Here is a 20551-nt window from a genome sequence, read left to right on the forward strand (position 1 = left end):
TAAACCAAATATATTTGGTTGTTTTGAACCGTATTGCTGGAGCATTAGTAATCTTTTTTGGTCTATTTTTTTCGGTGTTGGGATTCGCAAAGATCTGGCTTTTTCCTCACAGCACCTTACAATTTATGGGCTAGAATTTGTAATCAGCTCGATCAAGTTTATCTTGTAGGGTAGCTTGAACTATGAAACCAATCCACTACAGGCGTTTAATGAAAATGATATATTGTTATATCATGTCCGGATAATTAGTGATAAAAAAACTTTCTCCTTCTTCATTCTTTCTACCCTCCTGTCTCCTGTCTCCTGTCTCCTGACTCCTTCGTCGTTTATTTATAACTGTTCAACCGGACATGATATTAGTATGAGTATTTTTGAAAAACTCGAATCCAATGTACGCACTTACAGCAGATCCTTCCCCGCAGTCTTTGAAAAGGCAAAGAATGCTTTGCTTTACAGTGAAGAAGGCAAAAGATACATTGATTTTTTTGCAGGCGCTGGGAGCCTAAACTACGGACATAATCCCCCGGAAGTAAGTGCGGCCTTGATTGCTTACTTGCAAGAGGATGGCATCCTTCTCAGCTTGGACAAAGAGACCCGCGCTAAAAAAGAGTTTCTCGAACAATTTTCAGATTTAATTCTGACTCCTCGGAATCTTGAATATAGAGTGCAGTTCACTGGTCCCACGGGGGCGAACGCAATTGAGGCTGCTCTAAAACTCAGTCGAACCGTAAAAAAACGGCGTGGCATTATCGCATTTACCAACGCATTCCACGGCCTTACTCAGGGCGCACTGAGTATTACAGGCAACTCATACTATCGGAATAATTTCTCTTTACAGGATGCCTGCGTGAACTTCATGCCCTATGACAACTATTTTGGTCCTGAGCATAATACAGCCTCTTTCTTAAGAAGAATGCTTGAAGATCCAAGCAGTGGCATTGATATACCAGCAGCCATCATCCTGGAAGCAATACAGGCTGAGGGTGGAGTTAATGTTGCCAGCAGGAATTGGCTGGAAGAGATTCAACAGATCTGCATAGACTTTGACATTCTGCTGATTGTAGATGATATCCAAGTGGGTAACGGCAGAAGCGGCTCATTTTTCAGTTTTGAAGATGCTGGAATCAGCCCAGATATTGTAGTGATGGCAAAATCAATCGGTGGTGGACTTCCCATGTCTTTGGTACTCATCAAGCCGGAACATGACCAGTGGAAACCGGGAGAGCATACAGGCACCTTTCGGGGTAACAACTTGGCTTTTGTTGCATCGATATCCTTGTTGAATTATTGGAAAGATGACGGTTTAAAAAATGCGGTAATCAGAAAAAGCCAGATTGTACAAGATAGGCTGCAAAATATAGCCAACCAATACAAAGAGATGAACATGGAAGTTCGAGGGAAGGGATTAATCCAGGGCTTGAAAATTCCTGAAGAGGGCTTTAGCCGCAAAGTATCCAGAAACGCCTTTAAACAGGGGTTGATTATTGAGACTGCCGGATCGTACAATGAGGTTCTAAAGTTGCTGCCGCCTTTAACTATTGAAGATGAGTTGCTCCTTGAAGGTCTCGATATTATTGAAAAATTAGTTAAGCAATCGTTTGAATCACAAGAGGAGGAAGCATGATATTACGTCGTTTGCAAGAGATTATCGGCACCGAACATGAGGTATTTGCTGAGAATAAAAACTGGGTGAGTCGGCAGTTACTCTTGAAAGATGATCAAATGGGATTCTCTTTTCATGACACCATTATATTTGCCAATACAGAAACACATATCTGCTATAAAAATCATGTGGAGGCGTTGTATTGTGTGGAAGGTGAAGGTGAAATAGAAGTTATTGAGAGTGGAAATATTTATAAACTCACCCCTGGTACTCTGTATGCGCTGAATCTACATGACGAGTATTACCTCAGAGCCAGCAAGGATATGCGGATTATATCCGTGTTTAACCCTCCCCTTAGTAGTCCAGAAGTGCATCTCCCGGACGGCTCCTACCAGGCCAATCCGAATGCGCGGCAATTCATAGTAAACCGCAAAAAAGATCGCATGACCTTTGCTTACCTAAATCTTAAAGGACACCCCAGGGGGAATTATATGCTGGATCGCCTAATCCAGGCTGGATTGGAACCTGCCCTCGTGATTGAGGAGTGTTCCGATTTAGCTACGGCAGGTAGGCAGGAACTTGAGAAGCAATTGCAAAAGATTGCAGCGGAAACCCCATTGCCTCGATCCCTGCCAGAGATTCTCGCTGGACGCAATGTTCGCTGTGTCGAGACGGCCAATCATAACGACGCAGAATCTGAAGAACTACTGACAGCGTTGTGCCCAGATTTGATTGTGCTGGGGGATACCCGGATTATCCGCAACAAGAATATCCTAGACATTCCCGATATGGGTATTGTCAATGTGCATCCTGGATATTTGCCGACTGTTAGGGGGAATAATCCCTATCTTTGGTCGATCGTTCACGATCTTCCCCAAGGCGTTACCGTACATTTCATCGACGAAGGGGTGGATAGCGGGCCGATAATTGCAAGACAAAGGTTATATCTACAGCCAAGAGCCACTTACCCACAACTACTGGCTGCTATCAACCGACTGTGCGGAGAACTGTTGGTGGAAGCGCTCTGTTTTCTTAAGGCTGGTGGGGTGCAAAGTTTAGGGCAAGGGAACTTTGAGAATCCCGGTAAGAAAGTGTTTCGTTTATGTCCGCCTGAAATCAAGTCCGCTGCGATTCAAAAGTTGGAGAGCGGCGAGTACCATTTTGAAGCAGTTTAAGAAATATTCAATAATTGATAATTGATAATGGATAATTGATAATTACCTCTCCCTAAAACGGATAGGATTTAATAAAAGGAAAATAAATTCATTGTTTCTCCTTTAAAGGAGAGGCTTTATACCTTTATTTTTCGGTAATTTAGCCCAAGTATTAGCAATTTTACAACAGGGATTAAATTCTTTAGAATATCAAAAGTTTGTCAAAAATTTGAGCAAAAATATTAATTATGATATATAACACTTCCGGAAATCATTACAAAAATATCGCCAAGATTTTCGATAATCTCTGGTCGTACTCTGCTGAATATATTAAATTCACAACTCAAAAAATCATCGAACATCTAGACCTAACTCCCACAGATACTTTGGCAGATATTGGTTGTGGAACAGGAATTTATAGCCAAGAAATTCTCAATCAAATTCAATTACAGCACCCGATTATTTGCGTCGATCCTTCTGCTGAAATGCTAGCAAAAATTCCGGCAAATAGTCGATTAAATCCCATAGAAATGGATGGAGTAAAATTCTCTAAAAACCCAGGAATTTATAACAAAATTTTCTTAAAAGAAGCTATCCATCATATAGAGGAAAAATTTATACTATTCCAGAATTTATATCAAAGATTAACTCCTGGGGGAATTTTTCTATTATTGTTGTGGCCACCTGATATTGAGCATCCTTTATTTACGAAAGCACTAGAGTTGTTTGAAAAAAACCAACCTCGCTATCAAGAAATGATTAATTTACTTCAGCAAGTAGGTTTTGTTGTTGATATGGATATGATTGAATACCCTTTAGAAGTGCCAAAAAATCAGTATTTTGAAATGGTAGAAAATCGTTATATGTCTATGCTTTCTACATTTAATGATACTGAATTGGCAGCAGGTTTAAAGGAAATCGAAGAAAAATATCAGGATAAGTCAGTGTTGAAATTTAACGATCTCATGGTTTTTATAACAGCAACTAAACCTGAGTAGATATTAAGTCAGTTGGGGTGAATGGCCATTCGCCCCTACGTTCTTGCCATGACTAAATTTGAGTAGATATGATATGGTAATCAGCATTACAATGAATAACCATTCCAAAAATCATTACAAAAATATAGCAGCAACTAAGCCTGAGTAGATCTGAAGTCAGTAGGGGTGAAAGGCCATTTGTCCCTATGCTGTTCCTGCCATGACTAAATTTGAGAGGAGCGAGAATGTCTGAAGCATGTGCGTAGATCTGATATGGTAATCAGCTATTTCTGAAAGTACAGTCTCAGCAGGATTAATTTCTACTATGGGTAAGTTTAACCTGTTAGCTCCATACAACAAACTGTCAGATCTGATTAGCCATAACAGCCATATGGCTAATACATATGTTAGCAGTTGGGAACACTAAACGTAGGTTAGCCATCCCAACTACTCGTTGGAACCGAAACCGCCTGTTAACTGCCCAACAACGGTCAAGGTGTCGGTGCGCTTCAACTTCATTGTTATATGCTAGGATCTAGCTAACGCTGTCGAGACCAAAGGAGGACATAACCCTTGACTACTCATGAACCATTTCCACAAGAAGAGCTTGCCAACCGGCTCAAGGCAGTTCGCACCAATATGCTAGAACGCCAACTGGATGGTTTGATCGTAACCATCCCGGAAAATATCTATTATTTAACTGGCCTCGATCACTGGGGCTTCTTCGCTTGCCATGTATTGATTGTGCCTCTAAACGGAGATCTCACAATCGCAGCTCGAGCGATCGAAGAAGCCACTGTTTCGAAACAGGTGCGAAATACTCGATTCGCAGGTCATTCTGATACAGAAGATTCGGGAGAGTTTTTTGCCTCGATAATAAAAAAGGAAGGTCTTGGAAGCGCACGATTAGGTCTCGAAAAAAAGAGCTTGTTCCTGACTGCACATATTGCAGAAAAACTAGTAGAAGGACTCCCGGGTGTTGAATGGTCGGACATCTCATCGCTGATACACGAATTGCGCATGGTTCAGTCGCCTTTGGAACAGAATTACACTCGCCGTGCAGCGATAGCGGCGGATTCTGGCACTTTGGCCGCAACTGAGGCGTTGCATTCCGGTGCCAGTGACTATGAAGTGGCTGCGGAATGTCATCGAGCCATGATACTAGCAGGAAGTGAGTATCCCGGATTTGGGCCGTTTATTCGCTCTACTCGACGCAGGCCGGGTGACGAGCACACTACCTGGCGTGGGGATGTTTTTGAAAACGGCGATTCGGTATTACTCGAGATCGGCGCAGCCTATCGAAAGTATCAGGCCCCCATGGGCCGCCTGGTTTATGTGGGATCAGCACCTGTTATAGCTGAGGAAGCCGCAGAGTTGGCCATTCGAGGAATGCAATCCATCGTCAATGCCATTCAACCAGGGGTCACGGTCGGACACGTTTATGATGCCTGGCATGGCATTGCTGAAGAGGCTGGACTCGGAGATTACCATCGCCATCACTGCGGGTATCTGGTCGGTATTGGATTTCCTCCAAGCTGGACAGGTGGCAGTGCCGTCACAGGAATTCGTAGGTCTGGTGATTTAGTTTTGCGTGCTGGAATGGCTCTTCACCTCCATTCCTGGTTCACGGAAACAGGACGAGGAGATTATTTCATTTCAAATACAGCGCTTCTGACAGATACAGGTTGCGAAATATTGACAAACCGTTCTCCGGAAACCCTACAAATTCGATAATTTGGCGTGGTTCAAAAAAGGGGGTTTTAGGGTAACACTCTCAGCACAAAATAAGCCATCGATCACCCATGACTGAGAGGATCAATGGGGGTCAGGTCAGGTGCGTTGGAAGCGCTTAAAGCCCAATAACTCCAGCCAGTCAGGATTAATTTCTACTATGGGGAAGTTTAACCTCTTAGCTCTATACAAAGGTTTAGTAATGTATGGGTAGTCTCTGGAGATACCGATCAAAAAAATCAGATCAAAGGAAATATTTTCTACTATCTTGAAAGTTTCTTCTGAAGAACTCATATGATCTTCACCAAATAACTCCATATCAGGACGAATTAATCCTCCACAAGCTGGACATATAGGTGGTAACTCCATCGGTTTACTATATCCGGCGAGGAGTTCTTCTGCAGTTGTCTTGTAAGAACAATCTACACAATATAGTTCCGAGAGTTGTCCATGTATTTCAATCAAGTTTTTACTTCCAGCAGCGCGCTCGAATCCGTCTACATTCAGAGTCCATACCCATGTATTGGGTTTCCAAGCCTCAATTTGTGCAATTACCTGATGAGCACGATTGAATTTTGCTTTATAACAAGCTTCTCCAATTTGCCACAGATATTTCCAAGCTACTTCAGGACGAGTTTGTAACATATTGTTACTCATTGCTTCTTCGATTGGTATACCTTCTTGAGTGAGAACACCTTCAAAAAGTGCACCAACACCACGATATGTAGGTAGCCCAGAGTCTGCAGATAAACCCGCTCCAGCAATGAAAAGAATAGAATCTGCCTGGAGAATACAATCAGCGACAGCACTCATAACCTTATCCATTCGTCATATTATTGATATATTTACAAAAAACAGCCTTATAATTTTAGAACATTTCTGGAAATAAACTAAATAACTGGAGTTTAGACTAACCATAGCAGTGCATTATGGCATATTTAGACATTATTTTTTTGTAAACCTTTTCTCTTACTGCACTTTGAGCTGGAATGGGAGCCGTTACACATAATGCTGCTGCTTTCTGTACAAAATCAATAAATTTAACAATCATATTGTTTATGGCAACTCATCAAAAACCTCAACCTATTATCCCCTATCTTCCCTCATACGATTATCAACCAAAACTCTATAACGGCCTTTCTTTGCAAGAAGTAGCTCATTTAAGACGAGAATATATTAACCCAGTGGTTTCCACTTATTATCAAAAACCCATTATGATTGTTGAGGGTGCTATCTGCATCTCACACCAAGATAATCAACAGTATCGATTATATAGTTATTGCGATAATAAGTTAGACCATATCAAACTGCTGCGTAAACTTTACAATCTCTTAGAAAATAATGGATTACTAATTATTTAAATTCAGGGAGAACACAAAGACTATTCAGCAGCAATATCAGAAGATATTACTTACTCTCAAGAAATCAACCATTCAGGTGAGTATATGACAAAGTGGTATACATTTTCCAATGAGGAAAAAATACTTGTCTGTAAAGTTGGTCGTTTTCGATGAAATAGAAATGATTAATTCATTTACTGAAGTCGGGTTTAAGTCTCTAGGGGTCGATCAATCCAATAAGTTTTATATTTTCCAAAGGTAAATATTGTGGTTTTGGTGAATCAAACTATGAATTAAGATATTTGGATGAACCTCCTTGCTACACCTTCTGTGAAACGCCATAATATTATCCGTCCAATATTGTCAACTCTGAGCTATCGTAGTAAAAAAGTCCTTAGTTCATAGTAGATTCTCAAACAATGAAAAAATTTCTGTTTGTCTGCTTATTTTTAATTGGGCTTGGTTGGGCCTTATCTAACTTTACAGGTTTGGCCAATAAAGGAGTCTATGACTCAATTGTGTTAGACTTCCGTGAAGATATCGGAGTTACTAAAATTGTCGATGAAATTAAGACAATCTCCGATGAATACCAAGTCACTCCTCGTCTAAATAGTGAATTTTCATTATCAGATAATGTGTATATTGTCAAGGGTGATCGCCAACTTCTCAAAGAACTAAAAAGCTCTCTAAACAAATATACTGAATACATAGAACCAAACTATGTTTATAGCGCCAATGCTATCATTTTTGAGGACACTAACGGTGTTCCCAACGACCCTATGTACGGGAAACAATGGAACCTCCGCAGCATCAACGTGGAGGAAGCATGGAATGAGACGAAAGGGGACGGCGTAACTGTAGCGGTAATTGATACAGGAGTCACCAGAGTTCCTGACCTGGAAAAAACTAAATTCGTTGCTGGCTACGATTTTGTCAACGACCGGACTTTAGCCACTGACGATAATGGTCACGGCAGTCACGTTGCAGGGACTATTGCCCAATCTACCAATAACGAATATGGCGTAGCAGGTATCGCCTATGAAGCTAGCATCATGCCCTTAAAAGTATTATCTGCTAGTGGTGGCGGTACAGTTTCCGATATTGCCGAATCTATCAAATTTGCTGCTGACAATGGTGCAGATATCATTAATATGAGTCTTGGTGGCGGCGGTGAAAGCCAAATAATGAAAGAAGCGATCGAATATGCTCATAGTAAAGGTGTAGTCATTATTGCTGCTGCGGGCAACGCTGGGCAAAACTCAGCAAGTTATCCCGCTCGTTATCCCCATGTTATCGGCGTTTCTGCTACTGACCCCACTGGAGAAAAAGCTTCCTATTCTAATTTTGGTGCAGGAGTTGATATTTCTGCTCCTGGCGGTTCCACCTCTGGTAAAAATGAAGCTGGTGGTATTTTGCAAGAAACCATTAACCCAGAAAATGGCAAGAGTGTATTTGCTTCCTTCCAAGGGACAAGCATGGCATCTCCCCATGTTGCAGGTGTGGCAGCATTAGTCAAAGCTAGTGGTATTGAAGACCCAGAGGAAATTGCTAACATTCTCAAAAAATCTGCCAGAGTTGTCAAGGAAGACCCACTGAATCATTTTGGAGCAGGTCAGTTGGATGCAGCAGCGGCAGTTAAGTTGGCAATAAGAGGTCAAATCACTTTCCGCGACTTCTTCCGGTGGTTGCATGATAATGGGTATCTCAGTCCTGGTTTTTGGCTTGATGGTGGTGCTGTGGCATTGTTACCGAAGTTGGCAATGGTCTTGGGGTCTTATATATTAGCTTGGTTTCTGCGGAATTATTTCCCTTTCAGTTGGAGTTTCCCTCTCCATACAGGATTAGTTGCTGGTAGCAGTGGGTTATTTTTCCTCCGTGGTTTCTATGTTTTCGACTTACCACAATGGCCGATGCGTGTGATGGGTAGTTCCCTACCTGAAGTCGGTGGAGCTATTCAAGGTAGTGGCATTTTGAATCCCATTTTTGCTAGTGTGTTGATTCCAGCATTGTTAATTGTATTGTTATTAGGAAATCAGCAATGGAAGTGGTTAGCGATCGGTACTACTATTGGTGTTGCTAGTTGTTTGGCTGTGAATGCAGTTGTCGATCCAGCAGTTTGGGGATTAGGTTCTGGTTTTGCTGCTCAAATTTTCCTAGTTGTGAATGCGTTTTTGTGCTTAGGTTTAGCACGTTTGGCAATTAGAACAGAGGACAAATTAGCATGAGTAGTATTACGGTAACTGGTACTGTGGAAAAGAAAGGTTTTGGTACTGGCACTTGGGCATTAGTAACTGAGAATGGTGAAACTTATGAGTTGAAGGATGCTCCTACTGAGCTATGTAAGTCTGACCTGAAGGTAAGCATTACAGGTACGATCCGAGATGATGTGATGACTTTAGCAATGATTGGTCCAGTGTTGGAAGTTGAATCTTTTGAGGTATTAGAATAGTGAATTATAGCAGGTTTCATTTGAGTAAACCACAAGGTAGGGACGTTGCATGCAACGTCTCTACAGGGTTCTCGTTTTTTTAATGTGATTTATTGACCTGAAAACTGCTGTAGTGCCTTTTTTTGAGATTTACAAAAAGCCTGCAATACGGGCTTTTTTTATTGCTTTATTTCTTGAGTAATATCTACTCTTTTATCAAGAAAATAATCCTCGTAAGGTTCTTTAACATTAACCCAAATAGTTTTTGGCATAAACCGAAATAAACGTCGTAGTCCTGAGTCAAGAAAATATTTTTTGTCTCTTTTTGGTTTGCCACTTTTTGTGTAGATACTATCAATAGCTTTATTGAATATTTCGTTTTCTGCCTCAATAACTTCAGCTATACCTTTGAAATAAACACCAAATCCCTCTCCACTCAATGCTGTTGAATCATAAACAACTGCAAAAACCTGCCCATTATTAATAATATTTTGAGAGTGCTGATTTTCTATCCATGATGACCAATAAAATGTGTAATCTTCATCAAAACCATAATAGACAGGTGAGTTCCAAGGGTGTCCTTCTTTATCTACTGTTGCTAAGGTGAGATAGGTAATTTCATTGAGTACCTGTTTTGCTTTTTCAGTGAGTTGATCGATGGGAGATGATATCTGCATTTTTTCAATTTCTCAAATGAATTTCTGGTAGTTGTACATTATACCATCGTCCACTACGACCTTTGCGCGTTATCCAAGCGTTATTAGCAATATTAGTATGATGTTGCTGCTGTTGGCGATACTGGTTAGCTTGGGCATAATAATCATCAGCTTGTGCCTTCAAAACATCAGACTGCTGACGATACTCTTGAATCTTCGCCTCCAAATCAGCAATTTCAGCCTTCACCGCATCAGTCTGAGCAACCAACGTATCCGGAACCACAAGCTGATATTGCAACTTCGTCCGAGCATCAGCAACTTCCTTTTCCGTCCGAGCGATCGCCTCTTCCAATACCCTTAACTTTTCCTCATATTAAGTGCAACTTCATGGAGAAATTGTATTAGGTTTTGCGACTATGTTGGTGATTTTTCTCCATGAATTGGTCATGCTTTTACTCTGAAACATTTCGGTGGTGTTGTGCCGGAGATTGGTTTATTATTTATGTGTTTTATGTCGGTAATGTACACCAGTAATTTTGACTTTTAACTTTTAACTTTTGACTTTTTTTATGGTTAGTTAGCAATTGGATTTAGGAATTTTTACCAGTAATTTTGATTTTTAACTTTTAACTTTTTTATGGTTAATTGGCAATTGGATTTAGGAATTTTTACCAATGATTTTGACTTTTGACTTGATTTGGAGTATAAATCAATGAAAATTCATCAATTTTTACAAGTAGTTGTGGTTAGCTCAATGAAGCACTATGTTATCATTTGCACACTTTTGTTGATGCAATACCTACCAATTCTACTTTAACTATTTTTTCGACGTTTACCTAAAAGTTGAGCTGCGAATATCCCACCCAAAAAACCAAATAAGTGTGCTTCCCAAGAGACATCAGGATCGGAAGGCAAAATACCCCAGATTAAACCACTATAAAGGAAACCAGCAGTTAAGGCGAATATTACTGATAAAATACTGAAGTCAAATAAACTTCGGAGTAGCAAAAACCCGAAATAACCAAAAATTAATCCACTTGCACCAATATGAATAGAATTAGGCGCACCGAAACACCAAATACCTAAACCACTAACTATTATAGTAACGATACTCACAAAGAAAAAATCACCTACTCCCCGTAACATGATTAACCAACCGAGAATAATTAATGGGGCAATATTAGCCATTAAGTGAGCATAACTACCATGCAGAAATGGAGCAAAAAAAATACCACTAAGTCCTATAGAACTTTGAGGATGAATTCCACCATAATAGTTCAATTTTCCTGCTAAAAATTCAGAATTAATAATTTGTACAATCCAAAGAATAGCAATAATACTTCCTAAAATCGTTACTTGGGTATTTATTTTTTCAAATAATTTATTCATTGGTTTCTGGTTATAGTTGACTTATTCTTAGCTATTTTAAACTATAGCGCTACGCGCAAGGCAACAGGCAATAGGCAACAGGGAAATACAAAAGGGTTTGCTGCTTCTATTCATGTCAAACACCTTAATGCGTAGCGCGATGTAATACCAAATTGATAAATGTTTGCTACAAATATCTAGGGTATTTCTTAGGACTCAGGAGTCAGTCCTCAGGAGTTAAAATGAATGACTTTAATACCATTTTTTAGGGCATAAATTATCTTTTTCTCTTGGTGCGCTACCAGGTGCGACTGGCGTCGTCGCGGGGTCGCACCGCTCTCTTGGTCGATTGGATATGGCGAGGAGACCCGTTCTTGCAGACCCGCTCCGAAGATCGCCATCCCACCCTACGGGAAGCTACGCTAACGACCGCTTTGTCAAAGGGACATCTCCTATAAAGTCTTTTTCTCGGTCTTACTATTCGTAACACTCTTTTTTCAAATTGGTATAAGACATCTGGTGGAAATTACACTTATGGATCATTTTTTGTGTCTTTTTTCATAAATTTCTTCCCTGTTGCCTGTTGCCTGTTGCCTGTTGCCTACTTCTGCAAAAAGTCTATTCTTTTTCGGAGATGTCTATAAAACATCTTCAGTCAATAGCTTATTCATTCCTGATTTAGTTGTTTTTTTCTTTCTCGTTTTCTAGTAGCATGAGCAGATTTTAATATTTTTAAGCGATAAGGGTCAACATTAGTTTGCCAATAAACACGATGACCTTTAATTTCTGTACAATTTTCTTCTAAACATTTGAGCCAATTAATTCGGTTTTGAATACTTTTCAAATCATTTAATAGTCCTCTATCTTCTTCTTGTTGTGTGAGTTTAGCAAATTTTTCATAGTCTGGATAATCTGGTGTTACTAAAGCATCTTTTCTATGTAAAATTGGCGGATTATATTCATTTGTATAACTCTGATAACTGACACTTAAATCTCGTAAATCAATGTTCATACTTGTATGCAAAACTGGGTGAGCTTCTGTGTCAAAGTCTGGATAAAATAAATAGGATATTATCGGTAGTTTTGTATGAAATTTAATGATAGTTGCCTCATTTAATCTACCAATTGTACGATTAGCACAACCTTCATAAAGTCGTAATAACGGATCGAGTTTTGCTACAACAGAAACATGAACTAACAGAGAATTAGAAAATTTATAACCAATAGAACTATTTTTACAACATTTACTAATTAATTCAGAATCACCTAAACTAAATAACATTAAATCTGCTAATATACAGGCTTGGTTATAACTACCAAATAAAGCTTTAATATCATTTCTGACTACTTCTGCTAATTGGGAAAATTTAGGACGGTTGCCAAATTTACTCAAGGCTAAATATACTAATAAATCTTGGCGACGTTTATCAGTTATCTGGTCCCATTCTACAGAGTTTGTAGCTTGCATAATTACTCGAAAGGCACGACGAAAACTACCAAATTCTGCAATTAAATCTGCCTCTTCAGCAATTTCTCCTCTGACCGGAAGACGACCGCGATCGCTCATAAAATTCATCAGAGGTATAAGCTGTTCTTCATAATCTACAAACTTCTGATTTTTGGAGTTAATTCTAGGTGTAGATAAACGAGTTTTTAATCGAGATGCTCGAAAGTTTTGCCCCTGTTTTTCATCTTTAAACACAAAGAAAATACCTAAATCTATAGGTATAGAATCTACATTCAAAACTTGGTCAATATAAGACTTTAATTCTTCTTGTTCATAATATTTTTGAAAAGTATTACGAGCTGTAATTATGCCATCTCCATAACCAAGTTTACCCTGGTTTTTATGGTCATCAATTAATACCATAGCGGAAACAATTAAAACTTGTTTAGTCAACTTCCAGGCTTTAATCAAAGCCTCCCTACGTTCTGCTAAAGATTCAATTACATTAATTACATAACCAAGATTAACAATATCAGCAGCAATACAAGTATTATCGGGCAAATAATAGGGGTCCCATCCTGAACTTTGATAACCTTTTTGAGCAATCTGTTTAATATCCCCACCGTAACCACAACCATAATCAAAAAAAGTTGTACCTTCTGTAAATAGATTTGCTTCTAAACCCAAACGTACTGGTTTAGAAATTTGTTTACGGGCGATCGCTGCTTTGTGGCGTTCTATTTTGGGAATTGGTATTTCAATAGTATGTTGAATTACATGATGGTCTTTAATTTCAATTCCATGATTTTTTAGGTGTGTGAACCATCCTTGACGAGTACCAATTAAACGAGTATTATCTAACAGTCCTAATTTCACTTCAGCACTGGTCAGTTGAGCAAATTTTTGGTAGTGGGGATAGTCAGTATTCACAAAGGTTTCTTTGCGATGCAGTACAGGGGGGTTTTTACTATTGTGGTAGTTTCTATAATCAACTTTTCCACTATTCATGTTAATAGAAATGCTAGTTTTTAAAGCTGGATGGGGGTCAATATCGAAGTCTGGATAGTGGAGATAAGAAATTGTGGGTTTATCAAAGTTAAATTTAATTAATGTGGTGATTTTTGTATCATCTTTCTGCTGAGAAACTGCTTTTAGATATAAACGATGAGCTAAATTTTCGTAGAGTTGTAGTAAAGGATGAAGTTGTGCCACTGCAGAGATATGAATATAAAAAGCGGTTGGTAATTTTTTGCCTATTGTGCTTTGTTGACAGTATTTTTTTATTGCACCAGGTTGGTAAATTTCTAGGAATATCTGGTTAGCATATTCACAGGCAGATTGATAAGTTAAAAAGTATTTTTGTATGTCGTCTATAATTGTCTGAGACAGGTCTGTTTCTAATTTAATTTTGGGTAATATTTGGAAGTCTTCTATATTTAAAGCCAGATATAGTAAAAGTTCAGAGCAACGTTTTTCTTGAAAATTATCTTCATCTTCCATTGCTAAAATATCTCTAATGCTATTTGGATAAATATTTGCTAGAAATCTCTCTTTCCTGTTTTCTATCAAAATTAGGTATTAGGTGTTAGGTATTAGGTATTATACCAAGCATGGAAAAAGAATGTTACAAATAATAAGGGCAGTTAAAAGACACATGCAAGAGATGTCCCTTGGAATAAAAAGATAAATTCCGACCTAATAAATGGTATTAAAGCTATTCATTCTGACCACTGACGACTGACGACGGACTCCTTAAGAAATAACCTAGTTATTTGTAGCAAATATTTATCAAATTGGTATTATACCAATTTTATGTGAGGTGGCACAGAATTATTTTTTCCTTCTTCCTTCTCTCCTAGATAACTAAAGCCTTCTTCCTTCTGCCTTCTGCCTTCTTGAATAACTTGTCTATCTCGATCTACAGTCAACTCTGATTAAAATATTATTCTATGAAACTTAGAAATTAATTTGGTATTAAAATACAAAATATTTGTTTTCTACCCGCTGTTGCCTGTTGCCTTTGTCTAATTAATTATTAAGTGGAAAATAAATAAGCATTTTATTTAACCAATTTATAGGAAAGAAATAGAGTTTTAAAACTCACAAAATCAATCATTTTTCCTACATTTTTTTTCAAAATATCTTGCCTATTCCCTGTTCCCTGTTCCCTACTAATTTATTTAGAGTATTTTTCAATCTGTTAAACTACAAAATATTTGTTTTCTACATGCTTTTGGCTGTTGCCTTTGTCTAATTAATTATTAAGTGGAAAATAAATAAGCATTTTATTTAACCAATTTATAGGAAAGAAATAGAGTTTTAAAACTCACAAAATCAATCATTTTCTGTACCTTAGTTTCTCAAAATATCTTGCCTACTCCCTATTCCCTGTTCCCCATCCCAGAAAAAAATTTATATCTTTTTCACGTCTATGCCTATTATTAATTGTTGAAAAAATTGCATTAACTCCACATTCCTACATTCTGTGGCTGTTCATCAGAAGTTAGTATGGAGTAAGCTGAGGGTTGAGAAATAGGATCGACAGCTTCATATAACTCTTCTTCAGTTTCTGTAAAAAATTCTAAACGAAATTTTACTTTTCCTTTTCTCCAATAATCACCAGGTCTTAATAATTGACATTCTAGCCCATCATCAAATAAATTTTCCGACTCCAACCTAGCTAAAATCATCGTTATATATTCACTGACTTGAAATGTACATTGAAACATCAAAAGACTAGCACTTGTAGACAAAACATCATCATTATTTAGTAAAGTCACTTCAGTTTCCATATTTAATTATCCTAGATTTATTTTTAACGAAGAAAGGAAGTTAATTTAAAAAGTGATTTAAAAAACGAGAATAAGAAATCTTATTACCTACATTCCGCACTTCAAAGCCTAGTATAAAAGGCAATTAGTCAGTAGTCATTATTCATCAATCATTAGTCAGTAGGGTAATGATGCTGGCTAATTATCTGGCTCCATCAAATATTTATGCTTAATTTATTCCTCATAATTTGGCTCCAGTCTCAGTTAAATTATGAGGATTTATAGAGTATAAATACTGAGCAACCCACTGATGTCTGTGGTACTTTTTATGTGACAAATTGACCTGTAGAATCTGAGTAATAATAACTGCTTCCTACTCCCGACTCTTTACTTTCCTCCTTTCTCTTTATTCTTCCTTTCTTACTGAATGCTGCGCCTTCATTTCTCGTAGCTAAACGAGTAAAGCAATTTAAAAAAACCATCCATAGGAATGTAAACCTTTACCCAAAAGATTTACTCCTAAATAACATACCCAGACTACAACAAATCCGGTAGCAGCCAAAATAGCAGGTCGTCGTCCTTGCCATCCTCTAGTAATACGGGCATGGAGATAGGCAGCAAATACCAACCAAGTAATCAAAGCCCAAGTTTCCTTCGGGTCCCAACTCCAATAAGAACCCCAAGCTTCATTTGCCCAAACTGCTCCAGCAATAATCCCAATAGTCAGTAAAGGAAATCCTAAGCCAATAATACGATAACTAATATTATCTAAAGTTTGGGCAATACTCAAACGTTGAGGAGAAAGAGTTACTTCTGTCTCAACTGCTTGAGTAGGTCTAGCCATTTCTAAGACAGCAGTTTGCCTGTGGCCATTTGTTGTAGATAGAGGAGAAGATTGATGGTTGTCCTCAATTTGATTCAGACTAGCTCCCTCTGTTTGAAGTTGCAAATTTTTTGAGAGCTTCACAGAATGATTATTTCTATAAGAACGAGTGCCAAAGGAACTGCCACTAAGTTCTACTTTTTGGCCACTGGTAACAATGAGAAAAGCGATCGCCAGTAAAGACCCCACCATCAAAGTTGCATAGCTCAACATCATGACACTGACGTGCATCATCAACCAATTAGATTTTAGAGCAGGCACAAGAGGTTCTGATAACTGCATACCGGAGGGCAAAGTTAGGGCCGCAAAAGCAGTAATACCCATTGCCAAGGGAGATGTAAAAACTCCCACCAGGCGACTTCCACTCATATTTTCGGCTATGAGGTGAATAGTAGTAAGTCCCCAAGTCAGGAAAAATAGAGATTCGTACAAATTACTAATGGGAAAATAGCCAGCTTCTAGCCAACGTGCTCCTAATAGGGTTGCAATACAGAGATTAGCGGTCGCCATTCCGGTAGAACCCAAGACCGAGAGATAGGGGATACGAGGAAAAGCGGCACTTACCCAATAAATTAGCATTGTGGCAAACAAGATGGCAAACGAGATATTGTCCAATGAATTTTGGAGTCTGACTAGATCCATTTATTTTTCTCCAATGATGTATTTCAGTTTATTTATATTCTCGATCCTAACGACTATTGGCAAGGTTAAGAAAATATCAAGTATCTTAGTATAGCTATCTATAATATCGAGACTGAATATTAATCTAAAATAATAATCACCCAATTGGATGAACCAGTTGAAGGATGTGGTTTTTCAGGAGTTAGGAGATGATGAAGTTGTAGATAACTAAGGGTCTTGAACCATGTCTTATCTCAACTTCAGCCAAGTCAACACTAGAAACCAAGAAGTTTATTCTCAGCTTTCAGAAGCAATTTATTTAGTTAGATATAGCAAAGCAAGCATCAGAAGATGCCACAGCTCTTCATTCAATTCAAACAACTATTGAACAATTAATTAATTTACGAAATCCTGTTGGTTCAGGAGAGCTTTGAATCTATAAAATACCTATAAAAAAAAATTATTACACCAATTCAATTTTGGTGGAGTAAGGCAGATAATAATATGATTCTACAACAAGTGCCAAATTATTCCTGCCTTTCTCCGTTTTAATCTTTTATAATTTCTTGATAATTTCAGGTTTAAATCACTTCTTAAACTGACAAGCGATCGCCTTGATTCTGACTCGCAAATCACGCAAATTTTACGATGTAATATAGCTAAATAATGCCTTAATCAAATATTTTTTATTTCTACTTTCCCTATGGAAATTTGACTCACAATTTGGTGGAGTATCAGGAATAAACTTGAGACTGAAAACTTGACTTCAAGATATTCATTTAGAGACTCATCATCAAATATACAAATTAATTAATTTTGCGTCACTACTTAAACATCTACTTCCTAAACACAAGGTCAACTCATACATTTACTTTTTTACTGATTCAATGTAAAATCCTATATCATTTTAGTTTAGCGGAAAATTAAGAGCGATCGCCGATTATGAAATCTCAAATTTTAACTATAAAAAAAAAAGGCACAACAATTCAAAATCTTCAAGTTACAAAAGTAGTTGATGGTGACACAATCAAAGTTTTATTAAACGATAAACGAGAATTTATCAGAATGGATTATGTTGATGCTGAAGAAAGCTATTCTGAATATTCCAAACCAGTGACAGACATGGGTAAAGCAGCATCAGAAATGGCAATAAAATATTTCATATTACCTGACGGTGAACTTGCTCAAGTCGATCTTGAATTTGATACAAACGACCCTGTAGAAAATTGTTTAGAAAAATATCGCGACCATCAAGGTCGTTTAATAGCTTATGTAAATAAAAATGGAGAAAACTTTAATATTAAACTAATTAGAGAAGGCTGGAGTCCCTATTTTATTAAATATGGGAATTCTAGACTTTATCATCAAGAAATGATAGCTGCAGAAATAGAAGCTCAAGCTAATAATCTTGGTGTTTGGAATCCTCAAGTAAATCGAGGTAAACGTAAAAGAAATTATAATTTGCTAGTACCTTGGTGGTCATTAAGAGCTTCCATTGTAGATAATTATCGTACCTATGGAATAGCTTCTGGAGTTCTAGAAGTGAGATTAGATTTTCCCAAGATTTTAGCAGCAGCAAGAGCTGAAGAATATGTAACAGTTTTCTATGATTTACAGGGAGGAGTTTCTAAGTGGTTAGATAATGGTGCTTTAATTTATGATGGAACTAAAGACCATCGTTTAAAATTATGGATTCCAAATACTAATACTGAAGAAATGAAGCCATTATTACAACTATTAAAAAATCGTTACTTTGGTTTAGGTAGAGGATATGTTTATATCACTGGGCAACTACATATGTATAGAGATAAACCAGAAATTATTCTTTCTGGAATAAACCAATTATCAGATTTTCCACCTACAGTATGAGGGGGTTAACGAAGTCAGAAGTCAGATAGGGGAGCCGTCGGATTGGCGACGTACAGAAGTTAACCCACCCCTAACCCCTCCCAGGAGGGGGATGCGTGAGCAACTCTCCAAAAATATTTGGCCTTAAAAGGCGAGGTTCGCAACCCATATTATTTTGATAAAAACTATGATTTTAAGCATTCCGCAGGAAAGCAGAAGGCTTGAAATACTTAATTTTCTTTTCTCTTGGTCAAGTAAGATGCTTGAATACTATCTTTTTCTTACTCACATTTAAGCGCCTTTAAAATTTTAGGACTACTAATTTACTTGACTGGGTATAGAAGTTTAATAAATAAGGGCGCATTCATTAAAAAAAGTAGCAAAATTGACCGCTAATAGCTGTTTGCGCAGCATTCCGCAGGAAACGCCTAAAATATTCTTCAACTGTTATTAACCGTTCAGCAAAATTTTTATCTAATAGACATCTCCAGAAAATAAACTTGCTCTTTATTTAAGATAAGCTAGAGTTATAAAAGTCACTGAAAAATCATTTTTCGTAATCTTTGGCCGTGAACATCTATTCCCTGTTCTCTGTTCCCTAATGTGTGCAAAAAGTCTATATCTTTTTAACCAGAGGTTTAATAATTATTATTTACCGAATAATTAAGGTTTAAAGCCTCTCCTTTAAAGGAGAAACAAGAAAAAATTTTCATGATTAGTCAATCCTCTTCTTTTCAAGGAGAGGAAATAATTAATAATTAATAATTAATTATTAATTGTTGAATTTAGCCCTCATATTGAGTTAATATTTCTACACCTGTTTCAGTAACAGCAACAGTATGCTCAAATTGTGCAGATAATTTACCATCCTTAGTAATAGCAGTCCAACCGTCGTCAAGTACCTTTGCTTCCCAAGTACCTTCATTAATCATCGGTTCAATAGTAAATACCATTCCAGCCCGCAACTTTTTCCCTTTTCCTCTGGTACCATAATGAGGAATCTGTGGTGCAGTGTGGAAAATATTGCTCACACCATGACCAACAAAATCTCTAACTACAGAAAAACCTTCTGCTTCAGCATATTCTTGAATAGCAGCTCCAATATCCCCAATTTTATTTCCAGGTTTAACTTCAGCAATGCCTAAATACATAGATTTTTCTGTAACTTCAACTAATTTTTTAGCCAATGGAGAAGGTTCACCTACGAAAAAAGTTTTAGAAGTATCCCCATGATAACCATCAAGAATTGGAGTCACATCAATGTTAATAATATCTCCCTCTTTTAAGATTTGTTTTTTGTTAGGAATACCGTGACAAACTACCTCATTAATACTCGTACAGATAGACTTAGGAAAACCATGATAACCAAGGGGAGCGCTACGAGCGCCATGAGCTTGCGTCCAACGTTCTGCTTCTTCATCTAATTCTAGAGTGCTTACTCCAGGCTTGACAAGAGGTTCAAGATGATGTAATAATTCTGCAGCCAAACGTCCTGCCCGACGCATTTTTTCTATTTCTCTTTTTGATAATAAAACGATAGTTTCAGTTGCCATTGGTTATTTGATTAATCCTGTAAGCTATACGGTTGATAGACATAGCTTACTTTAGCATATAAATAGCGACGGAGTTCTCAGGAGTCAGGAGTCAGGAGGAAAAAAGAAGAAAGTTTTTTATCTAAGATTTACGCAGTACAACCTATTTTCCTCATTGTGACTGACAGGGAA

17 protein-coding genes are annotated in these 20551 nt (G+C 37.7%); 8 read left to right on the plus strand and 9 right to left on the minus strand.

Features of this window, described 5'->3' with window-relative positions; translation table 11 throughout:
- The first annotated feature begins 175 nt into the window (after nt 1-175).
- The 4 genes from ectB to F6K27_RS07405 all read left to right on the plus strand — a co-directional run bounded on the left by ectB (nt 176) and on the right by F6K27_RS07405 (nt 5468).
- Complete coding sequence (gene ectB / locus F6K27_RS07390; protein WP_287274382.1) at nt 176-1624, plus strand: diaminobutyrate--2-oxoglutarate transaminase; 1449 nt, start codon at nt 176-178, stop codon at nt 1622-1624.
- Complete coding sequence (locus F6K27_RS07395) at nt 1621-2778, plus strand: ectoine synthase (protein ID WP_287274384.1); 1158 nt, start codon at nt 1621-1623, stop codon at nt 2776-2778. The genes ectB and F6K27_RS07395 overlap by 4 nt, the downstream gene beginning before the upstream one ends.
- A 227-nt stretch (nt 2779-3005) precedes the next feature.
- Nucleotides 3006-3755 (plus strand): class I SAM-dependent methyltransferase, encoded by a 750-nt coding sequence (locus tag F6K27_RS07400; protein ID WP_287274386.1) that lies wholly within the window; start codon nt 3006-3008, stop codon nt 3753-3755.
- A 552-nt stretch (nt 3756-4307) separates the two neighbouring features.
- Nucleotides 4308-5468, plus strand: coding sequence for a Xaa-Pro peptidase family protein (locus F6K27_RS07405; protein ID WP_124144760.1), 1161 nt, complete (start codon nt 4308-4310; stop codon nt 5466-5468).
- A 96-nt stretch (nt 5469-5564) separates the two neighbouring features.
- Here F6K27_RS07405 and F6K27_RS07410 read toward each other — a convergent pair whose 3' ends face one another.
- Nucleotides 5565-6290 (minus strand): Sir2 family NAD-dependent protein deacetylase, encoded by a 726-nt coding sequence (locus F6K27_RS07410; RefSeq protein ID WP_124144761.1) that lies wholly within the window; start codon nt 6288-6290, stop codon nt 5565-5567.
- A gap of 164 nt (nt 6291-6454) precedes the next feature.
- Here F6K27_RS07410 and F6K27_RS07415 point away from each other — a divergent pair, with 164 nt between their 5' ends.
- From F6K27_RS07415 to F6K27_RS07425, 3 genes are all read left to right on the plus strand, one after another.
- Nucleotides 6455-6826 (plus strand): hypothetical protein, encoded by a 372-nt coding sequence (locus F6K27_RS07415; RefSeq protein WP_287274388.1) that lies wholly within the window; start codon nt 6455-6457, stop codon nt 6824-6826.
- Nucleotides 6827-7224: 398 nt separating this feature from the next.
- Nucleotides 7225-9030, plus strand: coding sequence for a S8 family peptidase (locus F6K27_RS07420; RefSeq protein ID WP_287274390.1), 1806 nt, complete (start codon nt 7225-7227; stop codon nt 9028-9030).
- Entirely contained in the window at nt 9027-9254 is a 228-nt protein-coding gene (locus F6K27_RS07425; RefSeq protein ID WP_124144765.1) for a hypothetical protein, read from the plus strand. Before F6K27_RS07420 ends, F6K27_RS07425 begins: the two co-directional genes overlap by 4 nt.
- A 158-nt stretch (nt 9255-9412) precedes the next feature.
- Here F6K27_RS07425 and F6K27_RS07430 read toward each other — a convergent pair whose 3' ends face one another.
- The 7 genes from F6K27_RS07430 to ccsB form a co-directional block, all read right to left on the minus strand.
- On the minus strand, nt 9413-9910 hold the full coding sequence (locus F6K27_RS07430) for a pyridoxamine 5'-phosphate oxidase family protein (protein WP_287274392.1): 498 nt from the start codon (nt 9908-9910) through the stop codon (nt 9413-9415).
- 4 nt (nt 9911-9914) lie between these two features.
- Nucleotides 9915-10241 carry a hypothetical protein gene (locus tag F6K27_RS07435; protein WP_287274394.1) on the minus strand — a complete coding sequence of 109 codons (327 nt, stop codon included), beginning with the start codon at nt 10239-10241 and terminating at the stop codon, nt 9915-9917.
- A gap of 461 nt (nt 10242-10702) precedes the next feature.
- The gene (locus F6K27_RS07440; RefSeq protein WP_124144768.1) at nt 10703-11278 is read right to left on the minus strand and encodes a rhomboid family intramembrane serine protease; all 576 of its coding nucleotides are present in this window, start codon (nt 11276-11278) and stop codon (nt 10703-10705) included.
- Nucleotides 11279-11924: 646 nt separating this feature from the next.
- Complete coding sequence (locus F6K27_RS07445) at nt 11925-14222, minus strand: DNA phosphorothioation-associated putative methyltransferase (RefSeq protein WP_375339653.1); 2298 nt, start codon at nt 14220-14222, stop codon at nt 11925-11927.
- A gap of 281 nt (nt 14223-14503) precedes the next feature.
- Nucleotides 14504-14632 (minus strand): hypothetical protein, encoded by a 129-nt coding sequence (locus F6K27_RS07450; RefSeq protein WP_287274398.1) that lies wholly within the window; start codon nt 14630-14632, stop codon nt 14504-14506.
- Between the two features lie 534 nt (nt 14633-15166).
- Entirely contained in the window at nt 15167-15496 is a 330-nt protein-coding gene (locus F6K27_RS07455) for a KGK domain-containing protein (protein WP_124144769.1), read from the minus strand.
- A 448-nt stretch (nt 15497-15944) separates the two neighbouring features.
- On the minus strand, nt 15945-17000 hold the full coding sequence (ccsB, locus tag F6K27_RS07460) for a c-type cytochrome biogenesis protein CcsB (protein WP_287274399.1): 1056 nt from the start codon (nt 16998-17000) through the stop codon (nt 15945-15947).
- 921 nt (nt 17001-17921) lie between these two features.
- Between ccsB and F6K27_RS07465 the strand changes: the two genes are divergently transcribed.
- Entirely contained in the window at nt 17922-18848 is a 927-nt protein-coding gene (locus tag F6K27_RS07465) for a thermonuclease family protein (RefSeq protein WP_124155472.1), read from the plus strand.
- A 764-nt stretch (nt 18849-19612) separates the two neighbouring features.
- Here the strand turns inward: F6K27_RS07465 and map are convergent.
- The gene (gene map, locus F6K27_RS07470; RefSeq protein ID WP_124144305.1) at nt 19613-20380 is read right to left on the minus strand and encodes a type I methionyl aminopeptidase; all 768 of its coding nucleotides are present in this window, start codon (nt 20378-20380) and stop codon (nt 19613-19615) included.
- Nucleotides 20381-20551: the final 171 nt, after the last annotated feature.

Source organism: Okeania sp. SIO2F5, assembly GCF_010692685.1.
Classification (GTDB): domain Bacteria; phylum Cyanobacteriota; class Cyanobacteriia; order Cyanobacteriales; family Microcoleaceae; genus Okeania; species Okeania hirsuta.